Raw genomic sequence first — 16,846 nt, forward strand, 5'->3', positions numbered from 1 at the left:
CGGAGCATCGTGTGCAGCATCATCCGGACCACCGCCTCGGACGACTCGCCGAGCCATGGCCGACCTGCCGGGACAACCCAGATGCCGTCGCGGCCGGTAGCGAGATCGCCGTTGAACACCAGCCGAATCGACTGCACCTGACCTGCCTGGTCGGCCACGACCGAGCAGTATGCTGCCAAGCCGGCCGCGTCGCCTGCGCGATCGAGGAACTCCGTCACGCTCCGGTTGCCGCGCGGACGGCACTCGATCGTGAGCATCGAACCGCCGACGTACTCCAGGCGCACGTCCGCGGCGGTAAACCCGGCCCTCTCCAGCGCGCGGAATACCGCAACCGCCTCCCCGCCGCGAACCGGCGGAAGCCCATGTGCGGCAACTAGATCCGCGACATCCCGCTCGACGCCGGCCCTCCACCCCTCACGTGACGTCTCCGCGACATCCATCCCCGACATTCGGGTGCTGGACTCCGGGAACGACACAACAGCGCTGTAGGTCAACAGCTCCGGGAACAGCTGAGCACCGGTTGCGTAGTGCCCCCGGGCTGGTGGCACGCGTCGGAAGATGGCCCGCACCATGTCGACCGACCACGCCGGATAACCCCGTTCGCACAGCTCCCAGATGCCTGGCACAGCACCGACGAGATCGTCCATATAGGTCCGACTCGCGCCCAGGTGCCTGCGGACCGCCTTCAGCCATTCCGGCAGTTCGTTGAACCGTGCGGGATCGGGAAATTCCCCAACGGGCTCGGTAGCCAATACTCCGGCGCACCTGACAGACCGCTCGCCAGCCTCCTGCGCCACCAGGTCGAGAACGTGCTGGCCGGCGACGTTCAGATGAGTTTTCACCGCCAACGTGGACAGGTCGAGCGCGCCTGCGATCACCGGACGTGAGTGGCGGTTGAGCCAATAAGCCCGCCCGATCTGGCTCCGACGAGCGGTAAGCCCCGGCAGCGCCTTCTCCAGCGTCGCACGATGCCGGAACGCGATGTCAAACACCCGCGTCGTCTGCGACCGTTCGTCGGTGTACTGCTCGGGGGCGACAAGTTGTGTCGCGATGTCCGCAAATGCCCGGCCCAAGGCGTCCCTGGCAGCATTGACGCTCAACCCGAGTTGGCGGGCGACGTGGTTGATCTGCGGGTTCATCAGCCAGAAAGTGATCGCTTCACGCTGCTTCGGCGTCAGCCGGTCGACGGCGCGCAGGATGGCGGCCGGCCCATCAGCATCCGCCGCCCGCGATCGGATGAGCCGCACCTGGTATCCCGACTTCAGGCCGTACAGGCGGTTATTCGTGTTCGTGACCACGATCCGCACCCGCTCGCGCCAGTCGGCAGGCGCGGGCATCACGATAGGTCGTGTCGCAGGCAGGCCGGGCGCGAGCTGCTCCTGCTCCATGTCCCCGAGCGCCGGGCTGTTGTCGTCTGGGCGCCGCCCGTCTGCATCCTCGGAGGCCGTGGGATCGAAATCTACTCCCTCCAGCGGCAAGACCTGCTGGTTTCTCAGCTCGGGTTTGGGCATGTCACCAGGTGACCAACCGGGTTTGTTGTAGAACAACCGCGCGGACTCCCGCAGTGTTTCATCAGGAATCCCGAAGGCATATCGCAATCGATTCAGAATGGAAATAAGCGGGGTACCCGTTGTTCCGCTCTCGATCGTCCCGATGCCACGGCGGGACATCCCGAGGCGCTCGGCGAAAACCTTTTGGCTCATGCCGAACCTGATCCGGAGATCCCTAATCCACCGGTTCATCGAGGTACCCGGTATTGGATCGGGAATCGAAGGTGGGGTTGAGCCGGGGCGACGCCGGTGATCGGTGGTGATCTCGTCGGAATTGGGTACGACTGGAACGTCTGGCGGGGTCGTAGGGTCCTCGTAGTTGCCCGCGTTGCTGTCGGAATAGCGGTTGAACACCAGCTGTCCCAGGTCGAGTGATGGTCGCGGACTTGCGGGGGTTGTCGGGGGCCCGGAGGGGGGATCGGCGGCGGCTGGGGGCGAGGAGGGGTTTGTGGTGCCGCCGGTCGCAACGACGTGGATGGTTTTGCTGCGTAGGCCTGTTCGGCCGGTCATGCCCTGGTGGTGCGCTCCTCGCCCGCCGGGCGTGGCCGCGATCCCGCGCAGCCAGGTCGTCAGGCTTGCCCGGTCCACGACGGAAGGGTCGATGTCGTCCACCCGGATGGCGGCGATGATTCTGGCAGTGGCCGTGTCGTCGAACACGCCGTCGTGCAACAGGTTTCGGATATCGCTCACGGATCGGCCGAGTATCTCAGCGATCTCCTGGTCGGGCAGCCACATCATCAGCCGCAGCAGGCGGGCCCTCTCGGCATCGAGCGTCGTTGCGGCGAGGTATCGGACGGCGGCCGCGGCGGCCGGACCCATGCTGCTCGGCACCGCCACGGCGGGCACCCACTCCGACAGGCAGGTCGCGCCCAGCATCAGCACAGTCTCGGACAACAGGGCATCGTCGAAGATCTCCTGCGAACTGAGCAGCGCGTCCAGCACGGCTGCCTGCTGCGGATCCAGCAGCGGACGCGCCCGCTCGAGCAAGCCTGGCTGCTGTTGCAGCACCGTCATCACAATCGACGGAGCCAGCGAGTCCAGGAGCGCGTGCTCCAGCGCCCAGCCCGCTTCCGGCGAAAGCTCCAGCAGCTCAGTCGTTTCGGACACTGTCAGCCCGGACAGGCGCAGCTGCAGGAACTGAACTTCTGCCTCATCCTCGAGCACCGCGGCCGCGTCACGCAGCACCGACGCCACAGTCTGCGTGCCAACGGTGACGCTGTCGCGATCGACGCCGCCGCGAGCCCGGGCCTGCAGCTTGGAGATCAGCAGCGCCGGCAATGTAGCGGCTTCTTCGGCGGACACGCCCGCGAAGCGCAGCAGCTGCGTCTGCGGACCGCCCCCGGCTGCAGGTGTGGGCTGCCGCATCGAGCGAGACCCGCCCAGGGCACTGCACACCGCCCACGCGGCGTCGCGGATGACCTCGACTTCGAAACCTTCCGCCAGCAGATTCGACACCGTCTTGCCATCGCGCCACAGCTTGGCGGCCACCTCGGCACGCCCGGCCGACAGACTGTCCACCGCCTCCGCAAGGACCACCGGGCTGGCATGACCCAGTATCTGCTCGGTGCCCGCACGGTCGGCGGCATCGAATGCCGCGGCCAGCCTCGCGGAGGTCGCATCAGCCCAGGCGGCCGGATTGTTCGCCACATCGGCCGTAATGCCGGCGAACCACGCAGCGTCGTCGGAGCGGGCATCGAGCGTCCCGAACTGATCGGCGGCCGTTGCCTGTACCTCGCCCAGCAACGCCTGGATCAGCAGCGGATCGGTGTAAGACTGCTCCAACGCCGCCTGGACGGTATCCCGGTTGTCGGTCCAAAGCTCATCCAACCGAGCGTTTGCCATCGGCGCGAACAGCTGGGCGGGCGCCGCGACGGGCTCGAAGGTCGCGTTGGTGTGCGCGTCCGGCTGGTGCCGCAACGCCTCGGCGTCATGGAGTATCTGGTCCAGCAGCGCGCGGCCGTTGGTGGCGCCGGGCGTATGAGTGGTCGGTGTGGTGTTGGTGGGGTCGGTGACGTTTATGGGGGTGGGTGGGGTTGGGCTGTGCGTCGTGGTGTGCACCAGAACCTGGTATTGCTTTGAGAGGCGCTGGTATTCGGCGGCGGCGTGGTCACTTGCAACTCTGGCTTGCCACATGTCGGCCGCCGAACGGGTCAGGCGTTGACCGTCGGCATTCAGTTCGGTAGCGGCCCGGTCACGCTCCGCGCGCAGGGCGGCGATCCTGTCGTGCTCCTCGGGCGTGGCATCGTAGCCACGTCTCTCGCGTTCCAGGACCAACGATATTTCTGCGTCCTGCCACTTCCCCGCGGCCGCTTCATAAGCGGATTTACGGTCTTCATATCGGCCGACCAGGTCGTTGTGTGGTGCGACCCCCGCGTCGTGGGCCTTGCGAAGTTGCTCGGCATGGTCGGCGGCGGCGTACACCTCCCCGGATTTCGCGACCAGAGCTTGTTGGGCGGCCACCCAGGTTTGCTTGTCGACGACGTGTTGGGCTGTCTGCTCGGCGGTTTCGGGGATGTAATGGATGGAGGTGAGGGGGTGGGGGGCGGCGGCGAGGGCTGGGCTGGAGCCGTGTTGGGCCGAACCCGGGGCACCGCCGCGGGCGGCGCGCCCGTCGAGTTGGTGTAGGGCGACCATGGTGTCGGGGCGGGCGGTGCCGTACACCGCCAACCCCCCTGCTTCCCAGGTGTCTTGGGGGACGTATTTGTCGAAACCACGCCCGATCGCGAAGTTGCCGATGATCATCTCGGAGCCTTTGCCGGCCAGCTCATCGATATAGGCCTGGAATCCGTGTTCACGCAGCTTGTATTGCAATTGCGCGTCGATATACCGGTATGGGATCCCCGCCGCGTCAGCCATTTTGAACAACACTTCGACTTGGCTATTGCGGACCGCGCCCACGATCACCGGCCGCCCCAACCGGTGATCGACGACCGCGGCGTCGAAAACTTGACGAAGGCTGGCGGCTTCGTCCTCGGTGACGGGCAGGTCGTCGCGCACGACCAACACATCCTCGAAATAGTCGGGTGCCATACGCACTCCGCCCCATCCGAGCTGTTCAATCCGTTCTGCGGATACGTCGCGTAAGCTGCCTGAGCCTCCCGCCACTACATCAAAACGGCCGTATTCGCGGCTGTAATACTCTTTCGAATTGATCCGCTGGGCTTTGTCGTGCTCGGCGAGGATCTGCACATCGGGGTTTATCTTCTGCGCGATCGCCTCCAGCGCCTGGTGAATGCCGCCCTCGACCCGACTCAACGTCGTCCCTCGCGCACCCTCGGGTTCAGCCCCCGGCTCGCGGGGCGAGTTCACGTGCACCGCTTCGCTGCCGGAGGTGCCCATGCTGCCTTCCGGCGCGTGGTTGGTGCGTGAGATCAACACCACTCGCGGGTTCTTTTCTTCGGAGACGAACCATGCGTCGTTCTTGGGGTAGTCGAAATGCGCGGTCACCATGTTGTTGAGCCGATGCAATTCTTCCCCGGTCAATTCCCGCCCCAACGAAGCGTGAATCTTCGCCAACCCCAACGGATTCAACCGTGCCGACGGCCGATCCCCACCTGGAAGCGGGCCTAACAGTCGGCAGTCGGATTCGGTCAATATCCGGGCGGCCAGCGCCTTGTCCAAAGTGTCACGCGCCCACAGCACCTTCTCGCGGACCTCGTCGGTGGCTGGGCTTTCGCCACCGCGGACGGTGGCATACTCGTTGCCCTCCGGAGCGTCCAGACCCATTGTTCGGTCGGCCTCATCGGCCAACAACGCCCGCGCAGGCACCATATTGTCGCGCTGATCACCATGCACCAACTCCGCGTCGGTCCCGTAAAACACAGTCGGACCGCCCAACGACGCATACGGCTTGTCCGGATCCAGGCGGGCCGCGTTGAGCCCGTAGTCGCCGAACATCTTCAGGAAATTCTGCATGTCACGCCGAGCCAGATACGCATGACTCGACACCACCACCGCCGAACCATGTTTGAGTGCCATAAGCGCTGCCGCCTCCGCGAACGGCAGCGTCTTCCCACCACCCATACGCAGATTGACGAAACCACCTTCACTCATCCACAACGCCATCATCAGCTGATTCGGGCGGATCACCTGACCGGTGCCGCGGCGCGCGATCTCCAACAACGCACCGATCTGCTCATCAGGCCCGAACGCGCCCTGCGACCGGACCGTCAAATCCTGCTTGGACATGCCGTCCCACGATGGCAAGTCCAACTGGCGTTCCGGCGGCCACGGGCGGCCCTGCCACCACGTCGGTGGCGGCTCCTCGGCCGGCAAGTGCTCCGGCAACAACCGCGTCAGGAACTCTTCCCACATCGATCGGGCCCGCACCTCCACATCCGAGGCGAACTCCACGTGCAGCAACTGCATACGCCCGGCCACCGCATCGGCCAACCGCATTGCCCGCTGCGTTTCCCGCTCCGCCGCCCGCTCCGCCGCCGCCACTCGCGTGGTCGCCTCCGCGATCGCCTCCGGCCGGCCCGTGACCCGCAACCGATCCGCCCGCGCCCGCGCCACCGCCAACTCCCCCTCCGCTGCCGCCGAGCGCCCCAACGCCCGCTCAGCGGCCCGTAACTCCACCTTCGCCCGCAACACCCCCATCGCCGCCGACACCCGCTCATTCCCAGAAGACGCCTCCCCCAACCGCGCCTGTGCCTCTTCCACCTTCGCCTGCAACGTCTTGTGAACGCCGGCCCCGACCTCCTGCCCGTTGCCGAGATCCAACAACCGCTCCCCAGTCCGGTTTTCGGGGTTGCTCGGCGGCGCGGGCGCAGCGTGCTCGTTCTTTTCCCACTCGAACGCGACTCCGTCGCCGCTGCCCTTCGGCAACCCCGCCGACACCCGCTCCGGACCTCGGCTGGGGGTTTCCTCGCCTACCTCCCCGACCGACTTCCCGCTCCCACCAACATGATTAGGCCGCCTGGACGCGTCTTCGCCAGTGCCGGTGCCGACCACCGGCTCATCCCCGGTACCAGATCCGCGGCCCGGCCGGTCGGCATCGTGGGCAGTTGCCGAAACCCTTGGCGGCACTGACGGTTCCGCGTCCGGCCGGGCCGGCTCGGCATTCGTCGAGACGCCCGGCCGCACCGGCCTTTGCGCGTCCGCCTCGGCCGGTGACGGTGGATGCGTGGGTGCCTTGGAAAGGATCTCGTTCTGCGACCGGTCTTCGAGGACAGATACGCCCGGTTCGGCTTGGCCGAGCACATCGGTCCTGGGGTCGGGCGTGGCCACGTCGGTGGCATTATGGTGCGGTACTTCTGGATCCGGTGGGGTGGACCAGGCATCCTTGGCAGCCGCCCACGTGCGTATCGATTCCGCTGAAAGCTCGGGCTCCGTCGCGCCTTGGCCGAGAGCGGCTGCAGGCAGGTCGGGGTGGGCGAAGGGGGCGCTGCCGTCAATCTCAGCCGCACCTGACAGGCGCGGCTGGAGGTGGGCACCACCGCGGCCGTGCACGACTCCCGCGAGCCCGCTGTTGAGCAGCGCTGCCAGGACTTGATCGTGGTGCTGCGGCAAACCGGTGACCAACGCCGCCGCGCCCAGGCCGGACACGGCGCCTACAGCCCCATGCACCAGGTCGAGTGCGACGCGGCTATTCGCCAACCGAGGAAAGACCGTCGGGGCGAACTTGCCCGCAATCATTCCGCCCACCGCACCACCAGCGCCCGCCGCGCCTGCGGCGAAGATCGACTTCAGGTCGATGCCCTTCGGGTTCTCGCCGTTTTTGCCAATCACAGTCATGCTGCGGTATCCGGCGGCGACCTGCAGGAGTTGCACGCCTGCATCGACGCCTGCGGGCAGTGCTGCGGCTTTGCCCAAGGTGACGGCGAACTTGATCGGCCCCAACGCCGACAGCCTGGCAGCGGTGCCCATCGCGCCTCGCTCGTAGGCCCGCTCCAGACCAGCGCGCATGAGTCCGACTTCAGCCCGGCCCTCGGCCAGCATCGCCTCCACTTCCGGAGCCGCCGCCAACTCCCCGCCGGGCACAGCTGCGGCGGACCCCACCAGCCTCAGGATCCGCCAGCCCAACTCCATCCCGAACGCGAACATCACGCATAGCGTTTTCTCCGCGTCGTTGGCCGTCCCGTCCGCCCGATCAGCCAGAATCAGCGCTTGATCTTGCAGCTTCGCCGCGCTCTCCGGATACGCAGCCAAATTTGTGCGCAATCCATCGCCGAGCGTTCCTACGGTTTGCTCCAGCGCAAGCAGGGTTCTCGCGTCCTCCACGTGACCGTTGATCTCTGCTGCCTTGGCCCTCAGTTCCGAAGCCATGGCGCGCATGCCGGAAACGTCGGCGCGCGGCAGGTCCCCCCCGAACACCACCATTTCAATCGGGTGCCGGACAACTGCGGGCAAACCCTCGAACAACGCCCGCAGCTGCACTACCGGGTTCAACAACGAGTCTCCCACCGGCACCACCTATTCCGGCGAGGCGGCGTCGAGCAGCGCTGCGTGTAACGCCTTCGCCGGGGCGCTGGCCTCGTCACCGTGCAGCACGACATCGGCGAATGCGTCGCTCACTGCCCGAGTCGCGTCGAATCCGCCACGACCGACGGCGGTTCCGGGCAGCCCGGAGCGCCAGCGCTGGTAGCCGCGCACCACCTCCCCAATCGTGCTGTGCCGCAACCCTTCCAAGCGCATGTACTCGGCGATCAAGACCCGCTGCGCTCGCCGGCACACGCGGCTGCCGCCAACATGATCGAGTGCCCGGCCCAGTTCGCCCACCGTCGCGACGTAAATCCCCAAGTCCTCTGGTCCGGTCGCGGAATCCGACGTCGCGGCACCTTGACTCGACTCGCATGCGGTCCGCTTGTCGAGGATGATCGACCGCACGGGGCCGGTCCCCGGTTCGCCACGTCGATCTGGACTCCACCGCACACAACCCGGGTCGCCCTCGACGTCGGCTATCCCGACGACATCGAGTTCGATCATCGGGTAATCGGTGAGCACCCGATCGACGGCCGCCGCGAATTCACGCACAACCGACACATTCAGACCGGGCATGTCGAACCCGACCACCTCCACGGCGTGCCGATCGGCCAGCATCCGCGCCAACCACCCGGCGCCCAGCGGCACATTGGGGCGGCGGCGATCGCGTCCGGCGGGCGATCCTTCGATCGGCTTCGACGGTCGCGGCGGGGAACCAGATCGCGAGCCCGGATGATCCGACGCATCAGCAGTCCCGGATGTGGGCGTTCGCCGCGCCCAGGGCGTATCGCTTTGTCCTGAGCTGATCGACGGACCGCTGCCCCGCTCGGCGGTCGTAGGCGTTCGCCGCATCCAGGGCGTATCGGTTTCTCCCGCGCTGATCGAGGGACCGCTGCCTCGCTTGGCGGCCGGGGGTGTTCGCCGGATACCGGCCGAGTCATTTGTCGGGCCGGACGGGGAGGCCGCGCCCGGTGCCGGGGCAGATCGGGCATGGTCGTCGCGGACAGATGGGTTCGCGCCGTCCTGGCCAGGTCGGTCACCACCACCTCGGCCTGCCCCCGAGTGCGGAGGATCCGAGGGCCCTGAACCATCCCGCGATGCCGCAGGCCCACCGGATGCAACCGGTGTCCGGGGCCCGGCAGGCGAGGATTGTTCGGCGGGGTGAATCCGATCCGCGGCATCGATGCGTGGAACCGGAGACGCTACATCTGGTGTGGGCACGGCGCGGGACAAGGCGGCGGGATAAGGGCCCGCACCATTGCCGAGCTGTGGGCCGGTCAGCTGCTCGGCCGTGCTCGCTATCTGTTGAGCACTAGCCTGATCGTTGGACTCGAATTGGTCCGCGGCGGCAACGACCCCGTTGGCCATGCCGTGCAGGCTCTCCTCCATTGCCTGCAGCTGGGCCAATAACTCACCTGCCTGCGGCTTGAAGTCCTTCGCGAACGCCGCGCCCAGGTCGTCATCGCCCCAGCACCCCTCCGAACGCGCCAGATCATCCCGCAGTCCGGCATACGTCCGGCCGACCCGGTCACCGAGACCCGCCAACCGCGCACCCTGCCGGCGCAGATCCTCCGGATCGATCTGAGTTTCACCGTTCATGGCGCCGCTTTCCATCGGTCAGGCCGACGCGGTCAAGCCCGCGATCATGAACTGCGGTGCCGCGCCATCGATGTCGGTCGGTCCGGAAACATTGCTGATGCTCTCGCGTGTCACCATTCCCAGTGGCGCAACCCCATCTGCACAGACACCTCGGTGGGCCGCGGCTGCGTCGATCGTGGCGGTGCTCTCACGTAGCGCGAGTTCTATTTCGGTTGCCCGGACTGTGGCCTGCAGGCGGTCGACCAGAATGCGTACCTCCTCGGCTGTGTTCGCCCAGGTGTGTGGCAGAACACTTCTGGCGTTTTCGTTCCCCTCGGGCAGATAGCGGGCGAGCAGGCCCACCACCGTGTCCGGCCATCCCCGTGGCACAGTGGTTCGCAATGGTTGCCGCTCCGTTCCACCGGTGCGAGCAGCGTCGTCGTGCATCGACACAAATTCCTCCAACGCCGTGCCGGGCCGCTCGTACCAGCCGCAAAGCAGTCGCGGGCGCACCCCAATCTTAGGGTCGCGTCAGCGATGTCGGATCGGCTGTTCACCGCAGCCAGGGCAATACACAGACCCAACGAACGGGCGATCTGGCTGATAGCGCACGCCGCACGCGCACGTCTGCTCATCCGGCTGCCATTTCGCCGATCAGCCGGTTCGGCACCGCGTCAAGGCCAAACACCAAACAACCGAACACCAAGCGGTCCTACATCTTTCGGACGCTCCTGTTGTGCGGTCTGTGCAAATGTCGCATGTACCGCAGGGCTGGAAAAGCACGCCCGGTGGTGTTTCCGAGCGAGGCTGCCAGATGCAAGACGCCGCGAGTCATGGCGGAAAACGTAGCGCATGAGCTGTAATCCTTCACCTCTTCTCTGCCGTGGGAAGGCCGCCGAAGTTGGTTTCGTACTTTAGTGACAGCTCCGTGCAGTCGCTGGGGTGAGTCAACCCAGTGCACGGCATGTGGGTTCCAAAGACAGGTAGTAGCAATGCGTTTCCTGAAGCACGCGACACGAATCGCCGTCGCCGGAGTAGCTATGTTTGCCGCCTCGCTGACGACGGGCGCGACCGCGACCGCGGCCTCTACACCCGAAGGGACCTGTGGTGCAGGATATTACGAAATCGATCACCACGATCTTCCCAACGGCACCATTCATTTGATGTACAACGGCTCTACCGATTGTGTAGTCACCTGGAAGACACAAAATGTTGGCACCAAGACTTATATGATGGCGGGTGTCGGATCCACCCTACCGCCGAACGGGACTATCCCGAATGGCAAGAGCGCTACCTGGGATGTGGACGCCGGCCAGTTCGCCTACTACGCCGGCCCAGTCTATTGGTACGCCCCCGGCGCATGTATTGCCTGGTTTGGCGTAGCACGCCAGGACTCTTGGACAAGCCAGATGTCACACTGCGGCTGATCCGGGCCACACTCGGAAGATGAAATGCCTGTGCTCTCAAAGATCCTGGGCGTCAAGTCGTTCGAGGAAGCGGGTCATGAAATGGCCACTCCGGCGAGGTGTTCAGAACGACCCTCTCAGGAGATAGTTCTCGACCGCAGCCCGCCCGCGACTACAACCGCCGTGGGCTGCGGCTCGGAGTACACCGAAGCCAGGTGGCGTAGCACTGGTCCCGTGGAGAAGAGTGCTACGAATTGCGACAGCGTTTCGCCCCTGACCAGTCGATGATGTCGAGCGCCGCACGGTCCAGACGTGCCAGACCCGCAACTGCTACCGGCGACGCAGCGCGGGTGTGGGGCAAATTGCGGAAGGGGCTCTACCGCCGGTACGACAGCGCCCTCGGCTGCCAGCGATCGATACGAGGCGATATCGCTCACGGGAGCACTTCTGTCGGCGGGCGATCCAAGGACGCCGAACCCACCTTGCTAGCTGTCAACCACCGACCGGTACGTCAAACAAGATCGACCCGCTCGGTCGCCCGCCACCGAAAACCGCTGCTACACAAATCCTTTGATCCCGAAAGCTACTCGTGGGACTGCGTGTGACGGTCTGGCGCGTCAGCCGATTGTCCTGGGAGCCGCAGCAGGCCGCGAGCAATGAGCTCGAGCACTTGAGAGAGGGCAAGGTCGACTTCTGGTCGGGCCGAGGGAAGCGGCCCGTCGACCAGTAGACCGGCCAAACCATGTACCGCTGACCAAGCAGCGATCGCGGCGCCGGGTCGGCGGTGCGGGTCCAGCATGCCCGCCGATTGCACCTCATCGAGGACCTGCTCGAGCACTTCGAAGGGTTCGACACCAGGGCGCGGTGATTCCGGGGCGTCGCTGCGGTGTGGATCATGGTTGTCGCGGACGGGCGAAGGATGCGCGATGAACGCCGTACGGAACAATCCCGGATTATTCAATGCGAAGTCGACATAAGCGGTGCCGACTGCCCCGAGCCTCGAGACCGGATCTGCGGCACGGTCGGCGCCGCGAAGCATCTGCGCAGCCAGTTCGCCACGCGCGCAATGCGCTACCTCCGATAGCAGCGCCTCGCGATCGGTGAAGTGGCGGTAGGCCGCCGAGTGCGACACACCGGCTATTCGTGCGGCCTCGCGCAAAACCACTTTGTCCGGCCCGCCCGCCCGCGCCAGGGCGACACCCGCGTCGATCAAGGCCACACGAAGCGTGCCGTGATGGTAGGCCTTGCGTCGATCCGCAGGGGTACGGGCTGGGTTCATGGTCTCAAGGATCGCACATCTTCCTCCAGTGTTGACAGCGGTCACATTGCTGCTCATACTTCGAATGTAACCAGTGGTCACATTGCTGGTTCGCATTGTTCCCACCGAGGTGGAAGGACTCCTCCAATGACAGGACCCCGCGTTCTGGTCACTGCGGCGACCGGCAAAATCGGCACGGCCGTTACCACGCAATTACTCGAAAGAGGGGTGACCACCAGGGCATTGGTGCACCGCGAAGACAGTCGCAGCGCGCGGCTGCGAAGCGCGGGTGCAGAAGTGGTCGTCGCCGACATGTTCGACTATCAGCAGGTCGAAGCCGCGATGCACGGGGTCGATCGCGTGTTCTTCAATCCTCCCTACCATCCCCACGCGCTCGACAGCGCGGTGGGATTCGCCGTCGCCGCGCGACGATCAGGGATCGAGGCAGTGGTGGCGCTGGGTCAATGGCTTGCCAGCCCTGAGCATCCGTCACAGCTCACACGCCAACTCTGGCTCGCCGACAAGGTATTCGAGCTTTTGCCCGACACCGCCCACATTGCCGTCGATCCCGGCTTCTTCGCCGACAACTACCTCAAACTCCTGCCGATGGCCGCACTGTTCGGCGTCTTCCCGATTCCCGCAGGCCTGGGTCGCAACGCTCCACCTTCCAACGAGGACATCGCACGCGTCGCAGTAGGGTCACTGCTCGCCCCCCACCGACACGACGGCAAGGCATACCGGCCTACCGGGCCAACGTTGTTATCGGCCACCGAGATCGCGGCCGCCATGGGTGAGGCTCTGGGGCGGCAGGTACGCCATGTCGAAATTCCGGTATCGATGTTCATGCGTGCTGTCCGAGTCGACGCGAAACGGCTGAAGGCCGACATGTTCTTCCAATCGAGCTTGCGCCACTACGTGCCCGAACACACCATGGGGACCTGGGAGATCGGGGGGCCCACAACACATGTCCGCGATGTGGCGGGCGCAGACCCCGAAGACTTCCTCACGATCGCACGCCGATACGCCAGCGAACCCGAGGCCGCGCGCACCGTCGGCAACTACGCTCGCGCGTTCGCGGACACGGTGCGAATGATGGTTACCCCGATGAATCGACTGGACCGATTCGACCGGTTGCAACAGCATCCGCAACCGGCGCGGCCACGTTACTCGGGTGAATCAGCCTTCTGGCGGTCCGAGCACCCCGCAGCCGCCGAAGCGCGAATCACTGACCAGACCGCCGGTGTCCCAGTGCGATCGCACGACTGCTCGAACGACTCGAACCCGACCAACCAATCCCTTTGATCCTCGGACCGTCCGCTGCGAGCGATATCGAACTGCAGGGTGTCCCGGGGTCCGTGGCCCACGAAACCCACAGTGATCCTGACCGCAGCGACACCGATTCACTGCTTCGCTCGACCGCGAAATAGAACTCCCTCCCCGCCCGATCGTCCTCTGTCGTACCGACGATCACCCGCCGTCCTCCAAGGAGGCGTTCACGATGAAATACCCAGCACCGGTGGATCTGAGCACCGATCGCAGGACCGACCCATTCGCAGTGGGTACGCCGCATCCCGAATTCGCCTGGCGGCTCCAATCCCCAGGCGGCCAAACCGGCTACGGGCTGCAGGTCGCGACCGGCGCAGATTTCGCGACACCCGAAATCGTCTGGGACTCAGGGCTTATCGCCTCCGACATCCCGTTCGGGATCGCCTATGCCGGGGAACCGCTGCAGTCGCGAACCAGGTACTACTGGCGTGTACGAATCCGGACCCACGACGGCCAGCCCACACGGTGGAGCGAAATCGCCACCTTCGAAACCGCGATCCTCGAACCACACGAATGGACAGCCCGATGGATCACCGCCCCACGACGCAAGCGAACCGACACTCGCACACTGTATTTCAGTGTCAAGACCGAGCTCTCCGCACCTATCGCGCGCGCACGCGCGTATGTCTCGGCGCTGGGCTGGTATCGACTGTTCGTCAACAGCACAGACCAGACGGGACACGCCTTGGTGCCCCGGTGGACACCGTTCCACCACTACGTCGAATACCAGACCTACGACATCACCACGGCACTGACCCAAGGCGCCAACACCATCGGAATCGTCGTCGCGGACGGTCGTTACCGCGGCACGCTCGGCCTCATATCGCGCAGGGCACGCTACGGAAACCGCCTTGCCGCGCTGGCACAGCTGGAAATCGAACTCGCCGACGGCACCGCCATCACGATGAACTCCGACGATTCCTGGCACGTCGGCGAGGGCCGGATCCTGCGATCGGATCCCAAAACCGGTGAACGAGTAGACCTTCGAATCAGCGATAAAGACTGGCTCACACCCACCGGCGCGACCCTGCGCGAGACCCGTGCAGAAATCCTCACCGCGACCAAACCCACCCTGATCGCCGACGACGTCAACCCGGTGACCCTCATCGATCGCCGCAGCGGCACCATCACAACGACGCGCGCCGGTGCCCAGATCATCGATTTCGGACAGAATTTCGCAGGAGTCGCCCGTGTCCGGCTCGACGGCCCGGCAGGCACGTTCGTGAAACTCGAATACGGAGAGGTACTTACCCCCGACGGCGACCTGGACACCGATTACCTCCCCAGCGGACGAGACGGCTGGTTCCAGCGCGACGAGGCAATCCTGGCCGGTAGACCGATCGACTACACACCCTGGTTCACCATCCATGGTTTCCGGTACGTCTCGATCACCGGGCTACCACAATCCTTGACCACCTCAGATGTCGAAGGACTCGTCCTGTCCACCGACCTGGCCCCTACCGCCGAGTTCGAGGTGTCCGACCCAGCCCTGCAGCAGTTGTGGCACAACGCACGATGGTCGTTGCGATCCAATTTCCTCGACACACCCACCGACTGCCCCACCCGGGAACGATCCGGGTGGACCGGCGATATCCAGATATTCGGGCCGACCGCCATACAAATGGTGGACTCCGACTTCTACCTACGGCGATACCTCCGCAACGTCGCCGCCGAACAAAGCGCGAAAGGCACTGTTCCACCGGTCATTCCAGCCGAGGACAGCCCCGGCCGCAGCCGCAACCCGCTGCGGACGACCAGCACCTCCGTCGGCTGGGGCGACGTCACCGTAATGCTGCCGTGGACGCTGTACTGGTACACCGGAGACATCACCGTCCTGCGCGATCAGTACGCCAGCGCCAAACTGTGGGTCGATCAGCTCGAACGCCGCGCCGCGAAACGGAAACGCTTCAGCCGTCGCCTCCGCGGCACCGGAACACACGAGCGATACATCGTCGACACCGGCTACCACTGGGGCGAATGGCTACGCCCCGGTGCCTCCATGGTCCGCGAGATCATCCACAACACGATGTTTCCGAACGCATCGATCGCCACGGCCTACTTCACACACTCTGCTTCACTGCTGACCCGAATTGCCGAGACCCTCGAGGAACCCTCCGAGGCCATCCACTACGGAGAACTAGCCGACCACGCCAGAAGCGCGTGGCAAGCGGCGTTCGTTCGTGACGGAGGCGCCCGGATCGGCGGGGACCTACAAGACGACTACGTCCGCGCCCTGGCGTTCGATCTACTCGATGACCCCGACCAACGCACCCGGGCAACCCACCGGCTGGTCGAACTGATCACCGCCGCCGACTTTCACCTCGGCACCGGATTCCTCAGCACCCCCATGCTGCTGTCAACACTCACCGACGCCGGCCACTCCGAACTCGCCTATCGCCTGCTTCTGCAGAACACGCCACCGTCCTGGCTCGCCCAGATCGCCCGCGGCGCAACGACTATCTGGGAAACCTGGGAAGGATATGGCAAGAACGGACGAGCCCATCATTCGCACAATCACTATGCCTTCGGCGCCGTAGCCCAGTTTCTCCACGAACGAGTCGCCGGCCTCGCCCCCGCCGAACCCGGATACCGCCGAATCCGGGTCGCACCCATCATCGGCGGCGGGTTGACCGCCGCCTCGATCCAGGTCATGACACCCTACGGCCAGGCAACGTCAGCCTGGCAACTCGACAGCGGCATAGTGCGATTGGAAATTTCGACCCCACCGGGCACCACTACCGACGTGCAGCTGGGAAACCGAACCATGACCGTCGACGCCGGGAAGCACGAGTTCATCGAACACCTCGGCTCGGGGGTCGCCGACGAACTCGCCTGACCGACAACCTGATAACTCGAGGACAGCGAGATTGGCCCACCGACGAGTCGCTGATCCGCGGTGGTTGACTTTCGGGCGGGATATCTCATTCCTTCGTCCTCGCGGATGCCCAGTCCGACACGCTGTTTCGGCTCGTTCCGCTGCCAGTGAAACGAGATTGCCGCACTAACACCGAAGTGACAAGGTCAGGACCATGGAAAATGAACTGAGAGAAGCCGAACTGCGACTGCAGGCTGCGCAGTTGGCCGGGGACGTCCAGGCACTGGACGAGTTGCTCGACGATCGGCTGATCTTCACGTTCGGCGCTGACACTTTCACCAAAGCCGACGATCTCGAGTTGCACCGCACCAGAGCTCAGATTATGAGCAAGCTCGAGGAAGAACAGCTGACAGTGCTGGTGGAAGGCACCACAGGGGTGACCTGGTTCCTCGGTGTCGTCGAGGGAACCGTTCACGGGTCACCATTCGCG

General features: G+C 65.2%; 8 protein-coding genes. 4 read left to right on the plus strand and 4 right to left on the minus strand.

The features are described 5' to 3' along the window. The 3 genes from JWN03_RS26285 to JWN03_RS26295 form a co-directional block, all read right to left on the minus strand. The coding region (locus JWN03_RS26285; protein WP_297620455.1) for a helix-turn-helix domain-containing protein at positions 1 to 7,955 on the minus strand (7,955 nt) is incomplete at its 3' end. A gap of 9 nt (positions 7,956 to 7,964) precedes the next feature. Continuing rightward, a complete protein-coding gene (locus JWN03_RS26290) occupies positions 7,965 to 9,572 on the minus strand; it encodes a hypothetical protein (protein WP_297620458.1) in 1,608 nt (535 codons plus the stop codon). Positions 9,573 to 9,590: 18 nt separating this feature from the next. Further along, positions 9,591 to 9,998 (minus strand): hypothetical protein, encoded by a 408-nt coding sequence (locus JWN03_RS26295; protein WP_297620461.1) that lies wholly within the window; start codon positions 9,996 to 9,998, stop codon positions 9,591 to 9,593. Between the two features lie 545 nt (positions 9,999 to 10,543). Here JWN03_RS26295 and JWN03_RS26300 point away from each other — a divergent pair. Further along, the gene (locus tag JWN03_RS26300; protein ID WP_297620464.1) at positions 10,544 to 10,978 is read left to right on the plus strand and encodes a hypothetical protein; all 435 of its coding nucleotides are present in this window, start codon (positions 10,544 to 10,546) and stop codon (positions 10,976 to 10,978) included. A 562-nt stretch (positions 10,979 to 11,540) separates the two neighbouring features. Here JWN03_RS26300 and JWN03_RS26305 read toward each other — a convergent pair. Further along, entirely contained in the window at positions 11,541 to 12,176 is a 636-nt protein-coding gene (locus JWN03_RS26305; protein ID WP_297620467.1) for a TetR/AcrR family transcriptional regulator, read from the minus strand. 15 nt (positions 12,177 to 12,191) lie between these two features. Here JWN03_RS26305 and JWN03_RS26310 point away from each other — a divergent pair, with 15 nt between their 5' ends. The 3 genes from JWN03_RS26310 to JWN03_RS26320 all read left to right on the plus strand — a co-directional run. Then, the gene (locus JWN03_RS26310; RefSeq protein WP_297620471.1) at positions 12,192 to 13,517 is read left to right on the plus strand and encodes an NmrA family NAD(P)-binding protein; all 1,326 of its coding nucleotides are present in this window, start codon (positions 12,192 to 12,194) and stop codon (positions 13,515 to 13,517) included. 196 nt (positions 13,518 to 13,713) lie between these two features. After that, positions 13,714 to 16,377 carry an alpha-L-rhamnosidase gene (locus JWN03_RS26315; protein WP_297620474.1) on the plus strand — a complete coding sequence of 888 codons (2,664 nt, stop codon included), beginning with the start codon at positions 13,714 to 13,716 and terminating at the stop codon, positions 16,375 to 16,377. Positions 16,378 to 16,570: 193 nt separating this feature from the next. Continuing rightward, a partial coding sequence (locus JWN03_RS26320; RefSeq protein ID WP_297620476.1) for a nuclear transport factor 2 family protein occupies positions 16,571 to 16,846 on the plus strand: 276 nt, incomplete at its 3' end.

The organism is Nocardia sp., from assembly GCF_025465275.1.
Taxonomy (GTDB): Bacteria; Actinomycetota; Actinomycetes; order Mycobacteriales; family Mycobacteriaceae; genus Nocardia.